Source organism: Paraburkholderia strydomiana, from assembly GCF_046030495.1.
Taxonomy (GTDB): Bacteria; Pseudomonadota; Gammaproteobacteria; order Burkholderiales; family Burkholderiaceae; genus Paraburkholderia; species Paraburkholderia strydomiana_A.
Genome location: NZ_JAQQCJ010000001.1, coordinates 471,626 through 485,985 on the forward strand (window position 1 = coordinate 471,626; position 14,360 = coordinate 485,985).

Genomic DNA, 14,360 nt, shown 5'->3' on the forward strand with positions numbered 1-14,360 from the left:
ATAATCGTGCATTAAATGACGATTAGATGCGGATAATTGACATGTTGGAACTCGATCACTTCGATCTCGCGCTACTCGACGTGTTGCAGCGCTTCGGCCGGGCGACGCATCAGCAGTTGGCCGAGCAGGTGCCGCTGTCACCGTCGCAGATCGGACGGCGCTTGCAACGGCTGGAACAGGTGGGCGTGGTGGACGGTTATCGCGTCGTGTTGCGGCCGGAGAAACTCGGGCTCGGCGTCACCGCTTTTACGAGTTTGAAGTTGAAACACCACGGCGACTCGATCATCGAACAATTCCAGCAACAGATCGACGTGTTGCCCGAAGTGCTCGAATGTCATGCGGTGGTGGGGGACGCCGATTACCTGTTGCGCATCGTCGCGCCCGATCTGAATTATCTCTCGACCTTCGTGATGAAGAAATTGATGCGTGTGCCGGGCGTGGACAGCGTGCGCTCGAATATCGTGCTGACCACGTTCAAGCGCAACGGGCCGCTGCCGCTCGGCCATCTATCGCCGGGCGCGGCCGCCGGCTGAGGTGGGCGGCACGCAGAGCCAGGTGGGGTTCGACGCAGCCCCAGCTGCTTGAAATTTACGCGGCCTGCTTCGACTCGCCCTCCGGGTTCAGCAAATCGACGTACGCCACCGCCACCAGATCCGAATCCGCGACGCCCAGGCGCTCGAACATCGCGTGGGCTTCGGCATGACCGCCTTCTTCGTCGTCGTCCTGGGCGAGCAGCACCTCCAGTTCGACGAAGTCGCCCAGACCGTCGACGCGGTCCAGATGAATCCGCGTCCGCCCGGTCAGATACACGTGCCGCTCCTTGGTGACGATGCCGCGCGTTGTCAGCGCGGTGGCGAGCAGCGCGTGCATCGCTTCGGGATTGGTCACAGGGCTGCGCGTGTAATACGACGCTTTCGGGCCGTCGCGATCGTCGCGCTGATAGAAAATCAGTTCGGCCGGCGTGCCGTCGTCGAACTGGCGCAGTTTCAGACGGCCGCGCGGCACGTCGTAGAAAAAGTCCTGCTGGCGGAAGATCAGCGGCGCATCCGTCGCGAGCTGCGCCGCGCGCTCGCGCAGTTGCTCGAAATGCTGGGCGCGGGCTTTGATTTCAATGTTGCGTGCCATGTCAGGCTCCTGTCGAAGGATGGAGTGGTCGGCGGCGGCTTCCGGTGTTGCCGGGGGAAGCTGCCGGGAAGGACAAAGTCATGCGGAACAGAAAACGATGCGGAGCCGGCTTGTGAGCGCGAACCGCCAATCTAACAAAAACTGCGTGACGGTGTCGTTTCGGGAGGGGAGAAGTCGTTGAGCGAGTGCCGGGCGCCAGAGGTCATGACCACGATCTCTCGTGGACGCACACACGGAGCGTCCCGCGTCAGTCTGGCATTAGCGCAACTCATATCGCATTGCCGCACGCGAGGCACGCGCACGCCAGCACTCACGTCGCCCATTGCTGCTCGATCAACTTCAACGCCGCGGCAATCGCCGGCTCGTCCTTGCGTTCCGCGAGCGTGACAAAGCTGAGCTGGGTCGGCACCGTAATCCCGTCGATGATGGTCAGTGCGTGCGCATGCGCTTCGGCGATCGCTGTGGCGTCGCGTGCGAGCGTGAGCCCGACGCCTGACTTCACGAGATCGAGCATCGACGGCTCCTGATCCACCTCCGCCACCTTGACCGGCTTCACGCCGGCCTCGCCGAAGCAGCGCGACAGCAGGCGATTGTGCGCGGACGCGGGCGGCGTCCAGATCCACGGCAGCGCGGCGAGCGAGCGCCAGTCGCGCGCGCCCTTGACGCGGTCTTTCCAGCCCGCCGGTGCCAGCACGCGATACTGGAAGTGGGTGAGCGTGAGCGCATGGAACGCGGGGCCGTCGCGCGGTTCGTCGTCGGACGGCAGGCCGATGTAGTAGCCGACATCCAGTTCGCCGGCGCGAATCTGCTCCAGCACCCAGCCCGACATCCCATGCCGCAAGGCCGTTTCGATATGCGGCCAGGTCTCCACCAGCTGCTTCAGAAAGCCGCCGAGGCGCAGGAACGCCGGGTCGAGTATCGTGCCGATCCGCAAGCGGCCCCGGACCTCGTGACGCAGCGACTGCGCAGCCCGCTGCACATCGGCCGCCGCGCCGAGCGCGCGTTCGGCGTGGGGCAGCAGCGCCTGACCGTCGCGCGTGAGCGAGAGGCCGTGCGAAGTCCGCGTGAACAGCGTCACGCCGAGCGTCTCCTGCAAATGCTTGATCTGCAGGCTGACGGCGGGTTGGGTCAGGTGAAGCTGCACCGCGGCACGCGTGAGGTTGCCCTCCCGCGCCACGGTGATGAAGGCCCGAAGCAGAGTGAGATCCATAGGCTGATATTAGCGCGGCTTATAGCGCAGTTGAGCATTACTCATTGGATTTGTCGCCCCGAAGCGCCGTACGCTTGGCGTTCAGCACGCCTTTGACGCGCCTCGCGCGGCAGGCGGAAGACTTCACAGGTAGAGGAAAGACATGAGCGAGACACTTCAGGGCGAGACTACCCACAGCGCAAGCACCGCCGGCGGCGCCCGCGCGCTGACCCATTTCATCAACGGCAAGCCGATCGACGGCACGAGCGGCCGTTTCGGCGACGTCTTCAATCCTGCGCTCGGCAGCGTGAGCGCGCGCGTGCCGCTTGCGAGCGTCGCGGAAGTGGACGCCGCGGTCGCTGCAGCCCGAGCCGCCTTTCCCGCGTGGAGCGAAACCGCGCCGATCAAACGGGCGCGCGTGCTGTTCAAGTTCAAGGAGTTGCTCGACCGCCATCACGACGAACTGGCGGAACTGATCACGCGCGAGCACGGCAAGGTGTTTTCGGATGCGAAGGGCGAAGTCATGCGTGGCATCGAGATTGTCGAGTTCGCGTGCGGCATTCCGAATCTGTTGAAGACCGACTTTACCGATCAGATCGGCGGCGGCATCGACAACTGGAATCTGCGCCAGCCGCTCGGCGTGGTCGCGGGCATCACGCCGTTCAACTTCCCGATGATGGTGCCGTGCTGGATGTTCCCCGTTGCGATCGCCTGCGGCAATACGTTCGTGCTGAAGCCGTCGGAGCGCGACCCGTCGGCGTCGAACCGGCTCGCCGAATTGCTGAAGGAAGCGGGCTTGCCCGATGGTGTGTTCAACGTCGTGCATGGCGACAAGGTCGCGGTCGACGCGCTGCTCGTGCATCCGGAAGTGAGCGCGTTGTCGTTCGTCGGCTCGACACCGATCGCCGAATACATCTACACGGAAGGCACGAAACACGGCAAGCGTGTGCAGGCCTTGGGTGGAGCGAAGAATCACCTCGTCGTGATGCCGGACGCCGATCTCGATCAGGCGGTCGATGCGCTGATCGGCGCGGCGTATGGTTCGGCAGGGGAGCGCTGCATGGCGATTTCGGTCGCGGTCGCGGTGGGGCATATCGCCGATGAACTGATCGAGCGGCTGACGCCGCGTGTGAAGAGCCTGAAGATCCTCAACGGCATGGAGTCCGCAGCCGAGATGGGGCCGTTGGTGACGGCGACGCATCGCGAGAAGGTGGTCGGCTATATCGATGCGGGTATCGAGGCGGGTGCGAAGCTGGTGGTCGACGGGCGCGGTCATCAGGTTGCGGGCCACGAGAAGGGCTTCTTCCTCGGCGGCACATTGTTCGACGACGTGTCGACCGACATGAAGATTTATCGCGAAGAGATTTTCGGGCCCGTGCTGTGCGTGGTACGCGTGCCGGATTTCGCTTCCGCGGTCGAACTCATCAACGCCAACCAGTTCGCCAACGGCGTGTCGTTGTTTACTTCCGATGGCGGTGTGGCGCGGGCATTCTCGCGCCAGATCGAGATCGGCATGGTGGGGATCAACGTACCGATTCCGGTGCCGATGGCATGGCATTCGTTCGGCGGATGGAAGAAGTCGCTGTTCGGCGACCATCATGCGTACGGCGAAGAAGGCGTGCGTTTTTATACGCGCTATAAGAGCATCATGCAGCGCTGGCCCGACAGTATCGCGAAGGGCGCCGAGTTTACGATGCCGGTCGCCAAATAGCTTGGACCGATTGCGTTCGCACGCACAGAAAACACAAAAAGAGCCTGACACCGCGGTCGCATGCGTACAATGCGGCGCGCGGAAAAAAGCTTAGGAGACTGAAGCGATGAGTCACACCGACAGCACGCATGCGGCCGCCCGGCGGCTGGAAGGCGAATTCGATTACATCATTGTCGGCGCGGGAACGGCCGGTTGCGTGCTCGCCAATCGGCTGACCGAAGATCCGGACGTGAACGTCCTGTTGCTGGAAGCCGGCGGCAAAGACGATTACCACTGGATTCACGTGCCGGTCGGCTACTTGTACTGCATCGGCAATCCGCGCACCGACTGGCTTTATAAAACGCAGCCGGAAGCCGGTCTGAACGGACGCGCGCTGTCGTATCCACGTGGACGCGTGCTAGGCGGCAGTTCGTCGATCAACGGCATGATCTACATGCGCGGCCAGCGCGAAGACTACGACGAGTGGGCCCGCGTGACCAATGATGCATCGTGGTCGTGGAACGCGGTGCTGCCGGTCTTCAAACGTAGCGAAGACCATCATGGCGGCGCCAGCGAATCGCACGGCGCGGGCGGACCGTGGCGCGTCGAAAAACAACGCCTGAAATGGAAGATTCTCGAAGAGTTCTCGAAGGCCGCGCAGCAGAGCGGCATTCCTGCCACGGATGACTTCAATCGCGGCGACAACACTGGCGTCGGCTACTTCGACGTCAATCAGAAACGCGGCATTCGCTGGAACGCGTCGAAAGCGTTTCTGCGCCCCGCACTCAAGCGTCCGAATCTGACGATTATCACCGGTGCGCATACCCAGCGTGTCGTGTTCGAAGGACGCCGTTGCTGCGGCGTCGAATATCGCGGCGACAACACCGACTATCTCGCGAAGGCACGCTGCGAAGTCATCCTCAGCTCGGGCGCGGTGAACTCGCCGCAACTGCTCGAACTCTCCGGCATCGGCAACGGGGCGCGTTTGCAGAATCTGGGCATCGAGGTCGTCAAGGATCTGCGTGGCGTCGGCGAAAATCTGCAGGATCATTTGCAACTGCGCATGGCCTATCAAGTCGACGGCGTGCGCACGCTCAACACGGCGTCCGCGCATTGGTGGGGCAAGCTGATGATCGGCGTGCAATATGCGCTGCTGCAAAGCGGGCCGATGTCGATGTCGCCGTCGCAGCTCGGCGCGTTCGCCAAATCCGATCCCGCCGACCGTTCCCTCACGCGGCCCGATCTCGAGTATCACGTGCAGCCGCTTTCGCTCGATCGCTTTGGCGAACCGCTGCATCGCTTCAATGCTTTCACGGCGTCGGTGTGTCAGTTGCGGCCGACTTCGCGCGGCAGCATCCACATCGAATCGGCTGATGCATCGGCGCCGCCGTTGATTGCACCGAACTATCTGTCCACCGATTACGATCGCCACGTCGCGGCCAACGCGTTGCGTCTCACGCGCCGTATCGCGTCGGCGCCGGCGCTCGCGCGTTATCGGCCGCAGGAGATCCTGCCGGGCATCCAGTACCAGACCGAGGAGGAACTGCAGCAGGCGGCCGGCGCGGTCGGCACGACCATCTTCCATCCGGTCGGGACCTGCCGCATGGGCACGAGCGATGATCCGGCCGCGGTGGTCGACAACCGGCTGCGCGTGATCGGCGTTGACGGACTGCGCGTGGTCGACGCGTCGGTGATGCCGAACATCACGTCGGGCAACACCAACTCGCCCACACTGATGATCGCCGAACGTGCGAGCGACATGATCCGTGAAGATCGCCGCGCGCGCGTGAACGGCAGCGTTGGGCAGCAAACTAGCGCGGCGCCTTCGATGTTCACCGTGTGACAAAACGGCGACGGGGCGTCAGCGCCGTCTACGACGTGAGACATCGGTCATGTTTGCCGAACCGGCGACTCACGACCGTTCCCACGCGCGAGGCCGCGCCGCTGGCCACGCACACGACGGACACGCTTCACTAAGTGCAAATCCCAATGAATGCGCTGCATCATTGGCGCGACAATGGCAGCCATGCTGCGTGCCGCGCCATGGATTACCGTCCGGATTGGTGCAGCACGCCAACGAGCGGCAAGGGGTGCCGCCGTCATAACAAGTCGCGCAGAGCTTTGCGCGGAAGATCGTAATGCTTCGCCTTACTCCGTATGGAAGGGAACATGATTCTCGGCGATACGATTCTCGAAACGCGCGGCCTGACTCGCGAGTTCAAAGGCTTCATCGCCGTGAACGGGGTGAACCTGCGCGTGCGCCGTGGCTCGATCCATGCGCTGATCGGCCCTAATGGGGCAGGCAAGACCACCTGCTTCAACCTGCTCACCAAATTTCTCGAACCGACTGCGGGTCAGATCGTGTTCAACGGCGTCGACATCACGAATGAACGTCCGGCGCAAATCGCGCGGCGCGGCATCATCCGTTCGTTCCAGATTTCCGCAGTATTTCCGCATCTGACAGCATTGCAGAACGTGCGCATCGGTTTGCAGCGCTCGCTCGGCACGTCGTTCCACTTCTGGAAGAGCGAGCGCACGCTGCGCCAGCTCGACGACCGCGCAATGGACCTGCTCACCCAGGTTGGCTTGACCGATTTCGCCGATGTGCCGACCGTCGAACTGTCATATGGCCGCAAGCGCGCGCTGGAAATCGCCACCACGCTCTCGATGGAACCTGAACTGATGCTGCTCGACGAACCGACTCAAGGCATGGGGCATGAAGACGTGGACCGCGTCACGGCGTTGATCAAAAAAGTATCGAGCGGCCGCACGATCCTGATGGTCGAGCACAACATGAACGTGATCGCCGGCATCTCCGACACGATCACCGTGCTGCAACGGGGCGAGGTGCTCGCTGAAGGCAGCTACGCCGAAGTGTCGAAGAATCCGCTCGTGATGCAAGCCTATATGGGCAGCGCCGACGCGGCGCTCGCCGGAGCCCACGCATGAATACGATTGTCGAGCGCGAAGGCCTCGAAGTGAGCGGCACGGGCGATGCCGCGCCCGCGCTGGAGATCGCGGGATTGCAGGCGTGGTACGGGGAGTCCCACATCCTGCATGGCGTCGACCTGACGGTGCACCGCGGCGAAGTGGTCACGCTGCTCGGCCGCAACGGCGCGGGCCGCACCACCACGCTGCGCGCGATCATGGGACTGACCGGGCGGCGCACCGGTTCGATCCGCATCGGCGGACGCGAAACGATCAACTTGCCCACGCATCGCATCGCGCATTGCGGCATCGGTTATTGCCCGGAAGAGCGCGGCATTTTTTCGAGCCTCTCGTGTGAGGAAAATCTGCTGCTGCCGCCGCCGGTCGGCGACAAGGCGCACATGATGTCGCTCGAAGAAATCTATTCGATGTTTCCGAATCTGCAGGAACGCCGCATGAGCCAGGGCACGCGCCTCTCGGGCGGCGAACAGCAGATGCTGGCGGTCGCGCGGATTCTGCGTACCGGCGCGAGCCTGCTTCTGCTCGACGAAATCTCGGAAGGACTTGCGCCCGTGATCGTGCAAGCGCTCGCCCGGATGATCGTCACACTCAAGGCGCGCGGGTATACCGTCGTGATGGTCGAACAGAATTTCCGCTTTGCCGCGCCGCTTGCCGATCGCTTCTACGTGATGGAGCACGGTTCGATCGTCGAGCACTTCGAGGCGAACGAGCTCGAAGGCAAGATGCCGGTCCTGCACGATTTACTGGGCGTATGAACCGATAGCCACGCGCCCGATTGCCTCTGATAACCACAAGCGAAGAACCCAGGAGACACGAATGAAAAAGAACCCACTCGCGCGGCTTGCCTCAGTTTGTTTCGCGGTCGCGGCCGGCGCCGCTCTCACGATGGGCAGCGCGCAAGCGGCTGACGATGCGGTGAAGATCGGCTTCATCACCGATCTGTCGGGGCTGTATGCGGACATCGACGGGCAGGGCGGCCTCGAAGCGATTCGCATGGCGATCGCCGACTTCGGCGGCAAGGTCAACGGCAAGCCGATCACGCTGGTCTACGCGGATCACCAGAACAAGGCGGACATCGCCGCATCGCGGGCCCGCGAGTGGTTCGACCGGGATGGCGTGGACATGCTGATCGGCGGCACGAACTCGGCGACGGGTCTGTCGATGAACACGGTGGCGGGCGAGAAGCACAAGGTCTACATCAGCATCGGCGCGGGCGCCGATACGCTGACCAACGAGCAGTGCACGCCGTACACGATCCACTATGCGTACGACACGACCGCGCTCGCCAAGGGCACGGGTTCGGCGGTGACGAAGCAGGGCGGCAAGACGTGGTACTTCCTGACGGCTGACTACGCGTTCGGCAAGGCGCTCGAAAAGAACACGTCCGACGTGGTGAAAGCGAACGGCGGCCAGGTGCTGGGCGCGGTGCGTCATCCGCTGTCCGCGTCGGACTTCTCGTCGTTCCTGCTGCAAGCGCAGGCGTCGAAGGCGCAGATCCTCGGCCTCGCCAATGCCGGTGGCGACACGGTCAATTCGATCAAGGCGGCCAAGGAATTCGGCATCAACAAGACGATGAAGATTGCCGCGCTGCTGGTGTTCATCAACGATATCCACAGCCTCGGGCTGGAGACTACGCAAGGTCTGGTGCTGACGGACAGCTGGTACTGGAATAAGGACGCCAATACGCGCAAGTGGGCACAGCGCTATTTCGACAAGATGAAGAAGATGCCGTCGAGCCTGCAGGCCGCCGACTACTCGGCGACGATGAACTACCTGAAGGCCGTGCAGGCAGTCGGCTCGACCGACTCCGATAAGGTGATGGCGCAGCTGAAGAAGACCAAGATCGACGACTTCTACGCGAAGGGCTACGTGCGTCAGGACGGCAGCATGATCCACGACATGTACCTGATGCAGGTGAAGACGCCGGCCGAATCCAAAGAGCCGTGGGACTACTACAAGATCGTCGCGACGATCCCCGGCGAGCAGGCGTTCACGACCAAGGCGGAAACGCGCTGCGCGGCGTGGAAGTAAGCGTGAATCGAGGGTCTTGAGGCCGTCTGCCTGTCGAAGGTTGGCCGCGCGCGTTGGCAGGTGCGCGGCGCGGGCGGCAGGCAGAAGGCAAACCGTTTCACATGCCGCGCACGATGGGCGCTGTTGCCGCCTGTCGCGCGCAGGCCGGATCGTGCGTGAGCGATCTCACCTTGGCGATGGCTTCAGGGGTTAAGGGCTTCAATGGACATCTTTGGCGTTCCGCTACCGGCGATGCTGAGCCAGCTTCTGCTGGGGCTCGTGAACGGCTCGTTCTACGCGATTCTGAGTCTCGGGCTGGCGATCATCTTCGGCTTGCTCAACGTGATCAACTTCGCGCACGGCGCGTTGTTCATGCTCGGCGCGATGCTCGCGTGGATGGGGCTGTCGTATTTCGGTTTGCCGTACTGGGTGATGCTGGTGCTGGCGCCGCTGCTCGTGGGGCTGTTCGGCATGGCGATCGAGCGCTCGATGCTGCGCTGGCTGTACAAGCTCGATCATCTGTATGGCTTGCTGCTGACGTTCGGGCTCACGCTGGTCGTCGAAGGCGTATTCCGTTCGATCTATGGTTCGTCCGGCCAGCCGTACGACGTACCGTCGGCGCTCTCGGGCGCGACCAATCTCGGCTTCATGTTCCTTCCGAACTATCGTGCGTGGGTGGTCGTCGCGTCGCTGGTGGTCTGCTTCGCGACATGGTTCGTGATCGAGAAGACGCGCCTTGGCGCCTATTTGCGCGCCGGCACTGAGAATCCGAAACTGGTGGAGGCATTCGGCGTCAACGTCCCGCTGATGATCACGCTGACCTACGGCTTCGGCGTCGCGCTGGCGGCGTTCGCCGGCGTGCTGGCCGCGCCGGTCATTCAGGTGTCGCCGCTGATGGGCCAGCCGATGATCATCACCGTGTTCGCCGTGGTCGTGATCGGCGGGATGGGTTCGATCATGGGCTCGATACTCACCGGTCTCATGCTCGGCGTGATCGAGGGGCTCACGCGCGTGTTCTATCCGGAAGCGTCGGCCACCGTCGTCTTCGTGATCATGGCGCTCGTGTTGCTGGTGCGCCCGGCGGGCCTCTTCGGCAAGGAAAAATGATGCAGAGAAAAGTGCTCTACGGTCTGCTGCTGATCGGGCTCATTGCGGTGCCTGTGCTCGGCATCTATCCGCTCTTCGTGATGAAGGTGCTGTGCTTCGCGCTGTTTGCGGCGGCGTTCAATCTGCTGATCGGCTATACGGGCTTGCTGTCGTTCGGACACGCGATGTTTCTGGCGTCGGCCGGTTACGTCACGGGTTATGCGATGCAGACGCTCGGCTTTTCACCCGAATTGGGCGTAATTGCCGGCACCGCGGTGGCGACCTTGCTCGGCTTGATCGTCGGATTCTTCGCGATTCGCCGTCAAGGCATCTACTTCGCGATGGTGACGCTGGCGCTCGCGCAGATGGTCTACTTCGTGTTCCTGCAAGCGCCGTTCACGCATGGAGAAGACGGCTTGCAAGGCGTGCCGCGCGGGAAGCTGTTCGGTCTGCTGGATCTGTCCTCGGATGTCGCGCTGTACTTTGTCATTCTGATCGTGATGGTGCTCGCGTTCCTGCTAATCGTGCGGATCGTGCATTCGCCGTTCGGCCAGGTGCTGGTGGCGATCAAGGAAAACGAGCCACGGGCCGTGTCGCTCGGCTACGATACGGATCGCTTCAAGCTGCTCGCGTTCATTCTGTCGGCGGGGCTCGCCGGTCTCGCGGGGTCGCTCAAAGTGCTGGTGCAAGGCTTCGAGACGCTCGGCGACGCTTACTGGACCATGTCCGGCCTGGTGATCCTGATGACGCTCGTCGGCGGTATGGGCACGCTGTTCGGGCCTTTGCTCGGCGCCGCGTTGATTGTCGCGCTGGAAGACCGGCTCGGCGACATCGGCGGGGCGCTCGCGACGACGACCGGCATCGACTGGTTCCGTTCGCTGGGCGAGTCGGTGACGATCGTGACCGGTGTGATTTTCATCGCGTGTGTGCTGGCGTTCCGGCGCGGCATCGTCGGTGAGATCGTTGCGCGGGTGCGTCCGTTGCGGGCCTGATGCGCGGTGAGCCGCGTGGCGAGATGCGAAATTGATTCGGTATCCGATCTAATTGGGTGGTCCTCGATGCACGAAGCGTGTGAAGCGCGCAGCCGGACTGCGCTTGTTGGCGCGCCGGCAAGGCCGTGCCAACGCGCCCCAATTCGGTGCGGCACTGCACCACTAGGGTAATTGCTAGTTGTAGCAGAGGGGGTGGTCGTTTAATCTTCATGCAGTTCTGATGCACCACGAAATTTGCAGGTGGAGAACGAGGAGACAATGAGGCACTCAGTGCCCAGACGAAAGCGCTGTTGGATTGATATCCAACAGCGCTTTTTATTTGTGCTTTTGCTAAAGCGCCATTCCATTCTTTCGCTAATTCGGTGGCCCTTTTTTATTCACCGAAGCGCTCGCGACGTCGCACTGTCTAGCCCTGCAAAACGCTTGCCGCGTGGGGCTTTCGTCCGCTAAACTCGCTATTCACCGACCGCTGGGTCGGTATTTAAATCCGCGGATTTAAATTCAAATGAATAACGGTGTTGATAGAGGAGCGGGATGAAGTCGGCATTGCGTTGGATTAGCGCGGCATTGGTCGCCACCGGGGTATCCGCAGCATGGAGCGGTCATGCATTCGCGGACGTGAAAATCGGCGTCACCGTGTCGGCAACGGGGCCGGCCGCATCGCTCGGCATTCCGGAAAAAAACACCGTTGCGTTGCTGCCCAAAGAGGTGGCGGGTCAGAAAATCGACTACATCGTACTCGACGATGCGACCGATTCCACTCAGGCGGTCAAAAACGCACGCAAGCTCACCAGCGAAGATCACGTGGATGCATTGATCGGCTCGACCGTCGTGCCGAACTCGCTCGCAATGATCGACGTCGCCAGCGAAAGCGGCACGCCGATGATCTCGATGGCCGCCGCGGCGAGCATCGTCGAGCCGATGGACGCGAAGCGCGCATGGGTCTTCAAGACGCCGCAAAACGACATTCTGATGGCCACCGCGATCGCCCAGCATATGGCGAATCACGGCGTGAAGACGGTCGCATTCATCGGCTTTTCGGACGCGTACGGCGAGAGCTGGTTCAAGGAGTTCGGCAAGGCCGCTGATCTCGCGAAGATTAAGGTCGTCGCGAACGAGCGCTTCGCGCGTAATGATGCGTCGGTCACAGGCCAGGTGCTGAAGATGATGTCGCAGAACCCGGACGCGGTGCTGATCGCGGGGGCAGGCACGCCGGCCGCGCTGCCGCAGAAGACGCTCAAGGAGCGTGGCTACAAGGGCAAGGTCTACCAGACGCACGGCGTCGCGAATAACGACTTCCTGCGCGTGTGCGGCAAGGACTGCGAAGGCACCTGGCTGCCGGCTGGTCCGCTGCTGGTCGCCGATCAACTGCCCGATTCGAATCCGGTGAAGAAGACCGCGCTTGCCTACAAGCATGCGTACGAAGCCGCGTATGGCGCCGGCTCGGTGTCGACCTTCGGCGGTCACGCATGGGATGCGGGCTTGCTGCTGCAACACGCGATTCCGCTCGCGCTGAAGAAGGGCCAACCGGGCACGCCAGCGTTCCGCGAGGCGCTGCGTGCAGCACTGGAGAACACCAAAGACCTGCCCGCGTCGCACGGCATCTTCAACATGAGCGCGAACGACCACGCTGGCCTCGACCAGCGGGCGCGCGTGATGGTGGAGATCGTCGGCGGCAAGTGGAAGCTGGCCGGCGACTGAGCGAAGGCGCAGCGATAAGGAACCTCATTGAAAATGACGCGTGCAGTTGACGCGTCTTTTTTATTGCCCGTGTCACGTGAAAAGTGTGTTTCCGTCGCTTCAGGACAAACCCGCATTTGCCTAGCGGTCTATTGACCGTGAATGATGCAGAACGCAATACTACTAACATGTTAGTGTTTTGTTGAATTGAATTCGAAGTAGAGAAGTGAGGCGACGGTCGCAGGGAATCGCGGCGGTTTGTCGTAGTGGTGAGAGAGGGGAGCGGCACCCAACAAAACGGTGAAGGTATTCGCGCCGAGCAGGGAAAACCATGCTTGGCACACCTGAACCCTATAACTAGATTCAGACACCCGGTCGTCAAGCCGGATTACAGATACGCGCTTCAAAGCGTTTGGAGACTCGCAATGAACAAGACAAGGCAATGGGTACGCACCGGCATCGCGATGGCGTTGATGTGCGGTGCGGGTGCGGCGTTTGCCCAGGTGAAGATCGGCGTGACGTTGTCGACGACGGGGCCGGCCGCATCGCTCGGGATTCCTGAGAAGAACACGATCGCGTTGTTGCCGAAAGAGATCGGCGGGAAGACGGTGCAGTACATCGTGCTCGACGACGGATCGGATACCGGCAAGGCCGTGCAGAATACGCGCAAGCTGATCGACGAGGACCACGTCGACGCGATCATCGGTTCGACCGTCACGCCGAATTCACTCGCGATGCTCGACGCCGCCGCCGAAGGCAAGACGCCGGTGATCTCGCTGGCGGCATCGGCGGCGATCATCTCGCCGATGGACGCGAAGCGCGCATGGGCCTTCAAACCGCCGCAGAACGACAGCCTGATGGCCGACGCGATCGCCGACTACATGGAGCATCACGGCGTGAAGACGGTGGGCTTCATCGGTTTCGCGGACGCGTATGGCGACGGGTGGAACAACGTCTTCACCGCTGCGGCCGCCGCGCACAACCTGAAGATCGTTTCCAACGAGCGCTTTAACCGCACCGACGCATCGGTGACCGGTCAGGTGCTCAAGACGATGGGCGCGAATCCCGACGCCGTGTTGATCGCCGGCGCGGGTACGCCGTCGGCACTGCCGGCCAAAACGCTCAAGGAGCGCGGCTACAAGGGCAAGGTCTACCAGACACACGGCGTCGCGAACAACGACTTCCTGCGCGTGTGCGGCAAGGATTGCGAGGGCGAATTCCTGCCGGCTGGCCCGATCCTCGTGACGGACCAGTTGCCGGATTCGAACCCGGTGAAGAAGTCGTCGCAAGCGTATAAGACGGCGTACGAGAAAGCGTATGGCGTGGGCTCGGTGGCGACCTTCGGCGGTCACGCATGGGATGCCGGCCAGATGCTGCAGGCAGCGATTCCGGTCGCGCTGAAGACAGCTCAGCCGGGCACGGAGGCATTCCGCGTGGCGCTGCGCGGCGCGCTCGAAAACATCAAGGAATTGCCGGTGTCGCACGGCATCATGAACACCACGACGACCGACCACAACGGCCTCGACAAGCGTGCACGCGTGATCGTGCAGATCGTCGACGGCAAGTGGAAGCTGCAGAACGACTAACAATAAAAAGCGGTACGCGCCTCTCGCGCAATCTGCGGCATCCGACGCCGCAT

At 62.4% G+C, this 14,360-nt stretch carries 12 protein-coding genes; 10 read left to right on the forward strand and 2 right to left on the reverse strand.

From position 1 onward, the window contains the following. Nucleotides 1-41: 41 nt before the first annotated feature. Nucleotides 42-533: an Lrp/AsnC family transcriptional regulator gene (locus PQQ53_RS02165; protein ID WP_149670028.1), complete on the forward strand. Its 492-nt coding sequence runs from the start codon at nucleotides 42-44 to the stop codon at nucleotides 531-533. 55 nt (nucleotides 534-588) lie between these two features. Here PQQ53_RS02165 and PQQ53_RS02170 read toward each other — a convergent pair whose 3' ends face one another. Then, a complete protein-coding gene (locus PQQ53_RS02170; protein ID WP_408139899.1) occupies nucleotides 589-1,125 on the reverse strand; it encodes a class IV adenylate cyclase in 537 nt (178 codons plus the stop codon). Nucleotides 1,126-1,435: 310 nt separating this feature from the next. Then, nucleotides 1,436-2,335, reverse strand: coding sequence for a LysR family transcriptional regulator (locus PQQ53_RS02175; RefSeq protein ID WP_408139901.1), 900 nt, complete (start codon nucleotides 2,333-2,335; stop codon nucleotides 1,436-1,438). Between the two features lie 142 nt (nucleotides 2,336-2,477). Between PQQ53_RS02175 and PQQ53_RS02180 the strand changes: the two genes are divergently transcribed. The 9 genes from PQQ53_RS02180 (at nucleotide 2,478) to PQQ53_RS02220 (ending at nucleotide 14,307) form a co-directional block, all read left to right on the forward strand. Beyond that, nucleotides 2,478-4,025 (forward strand): CoA-acylating methylmalonate-semialdehyde dehydrogenase, encoded by a 1,548-nt coding sequence (locus tag PQQ53_RS02180; protein ID WP_408139903.1) that lies wholly within the window; start codon nucleotides 2,478-2,480, stop codon nucleotides 4,023-4,025. A 106-nt stretch (nucleotides 4,026-4,131) separates the two neighbouring features. Then, the gene (locus PQQ53_RS02185; protein ID WP_408139905.1) at nucleotides 4,132-5,847 is read left to right on the forward strand and encodes a GMC family oxidoreductase; all 1,716 of its coding nucleotides are present in this window, start codon (nucleotides 4,132-4,134) and stop codon (nucleotides 5,845-5,847) included. Nucleotides 5,848-6,173: 326 nt separating this feature from the next. Next, nucleotides 6,174-6,953, forward strand: coding sequence for an ABC transporter ATP-binding protein (locus PQQ53_RS02190; RefSeq protein ID WP_408139907.1), 780 nt, complete (start codon nucleotides 6,174-6,176; stop codon nucleotides 6,951-6,953). Further along, nucleotides 6,950-7,708 carry an ABC transporter ATP-binding protein gene (locus PQQ53_RS02195; RefSeq protein ID WP_121316095.1) on the forward strand — a complete coding sequence of 253 codons (759 nt, stop codon included), beginning with the start codon at nucleotides 6,950-6,952 and terminating at the stop codon, nucleotides 7,706-7,708. Before PQQ53_RS02190 ends, PQQ53_RS02195 begins: the two co-directional genes overlap by 4 nt. A 61-nt stretch (nucleotides 7,709-7,769) precedes the next feature. Then, nucleotides 7,770-8,984 (forward strand): ABC transporter substrate-binding protein, encoded by a 1,215-nt coding sequence (locus PQQ53_RS02200; protein WP_408323192.1) that lies wholly within the window; start codon nucleotides 7,770-7,772, stop codon nucleotides 8,982-8,984. Nucleotides 8,985-9,185: 201 nt separating this feature from the next. Further along, nucleotides 9,186-10,070, forward strand: a complete 885-nt coding sequence (locus PQQ53_RS02205) for a branched-chain amino acid ABC transporter permease (RefSeq protein ID WP_408323193.1) — start codon at nucleotides 9,186-9,188, stop codon at nucleotides 10,068-10,070. Beyond that, nucleotides 10,070-11,041 (forward strand): branched-chain amino acid ABC transporter permease, encoded by a 972-nt coding sequence (locus PQQ53_RS02210; protein WP_408139914.1) that lies wholly within the window; start codon nucleotides 10,070-10,072, stop codon nucleotides 11,039-11,041. The genes PQQ53_RS02205 and PQQ53_RS02210 overlap by 1 nt, the downstream gene beginning before the upstream one ends. Nucleotides 11,042-11,575: 534 nt before the next feature. After that, a complete protein-coding gene (locus tag PQQ53_RS02215) occupies nucleotides 11,576-12,742 on the forward strand; it encodes an ABC transporter substrate-binding protein (protein WP_408323194.1) in 1,167 nt (388 codons plus the stop codon). 404 nt (nucleotides 12,743-13,146) lie between these two features. After that, nucleotides 13,147-14,307: an ABC transporter substrate-binding protein gene (locus PQQ53_RS02220; RefSeq protein WP_408139917.1), complete on the forward strand. Its 1,161-nt coding sequence runs from the start codon at nucleotides 13,147-13,149 to the stop codon at nucleotides 14,305-14,307. Nucleotides 14,308-14,360: the final 53 nt, after the last annotated feature.

Coding starts and splice junctions, on each gene's coding strand:
- PQQ53_RS02200 (WP_408323192.1), top strand. CDS start 7,770: ATGAAAAAGAACCCACTCGCGCGGCTTGCCTCAGTTTGTTTCGCGGTC.
- PQQ53_RS02180 (WP_408139903.1), top strand. CDS start 2,478: ATGAGCGAGACACTTCAGGGCGAGACTACCCACAGCGCAAGCACCGCC.
- PQQ53_RS02195 (WP_121316095.1), top strand. CDS start 6,950: ATGAATACGATTGTCGAGCGCGAAGGCCTCGAAGTGAGCGGCACGGGC.
- PQQ53_RS02165 (WP_149670028.1), top strand. CDS start 42: ATGTTGGAACTCGATCACTTCGATCTCGCGCTACTCGACGTGTTGCAG.
- PQQ53_RS02205 (WP_408323193.1), top strand. CDS start 9,186: ATGGACATCTTTGGCGTTCCGCTACCGGCGATGCTGAGCCAGCTTCTG.
- PQQ53_RS02175 (WP_408139901.1), bottom strand. CDS start 2,335: ATGGATCTCACTCTGCTTCGGGCCTTCATCACCGTGGCGCGGGAGGGC.
- PQQ53_RS02190 (WP_408139907.1), top strand. CDS start 6,174: ATGATTCTCGGCGATACGATTCTCGAAACGCGCGGCCTGACTCGCGAG.
- PQQ53_RS02185 (WP_408139905.1), top strand. CDS start 4,132: ATGAGTCACACCGACAGCACGCATGCGGCCGCCCGGCGGCTGGAAGGC.
- PQQ53_RS02210 (WP_408139914.1), top strand. CDS start 10,070: ATGCAGAGAAAAGTGCTCTACGGTCTGCTGCTGATCGGGCTCATTGCG.
- PQQ53_RS02170 (WP_408139899.1), bottom strand. CDS start 1,125: ATGGCACGCAACATTGAAATCAAAGCCCGCGCCCAGCATTTCGAGCAA.
- PQQ53_RS02220 (WP_408139917.1), top strand. CDS start 13,147: ATGAACAAGACAAGGCAATGGGTACGCACCGGCATCGCGATGGCGTTG.
- PQQ53_RS02215 (WP_408323194.1), top strand. CDS start 11,576: ATGAAGTCGGCATTGCGTTGGATTAGCGCGGCATTGGTCGCCACCGGG.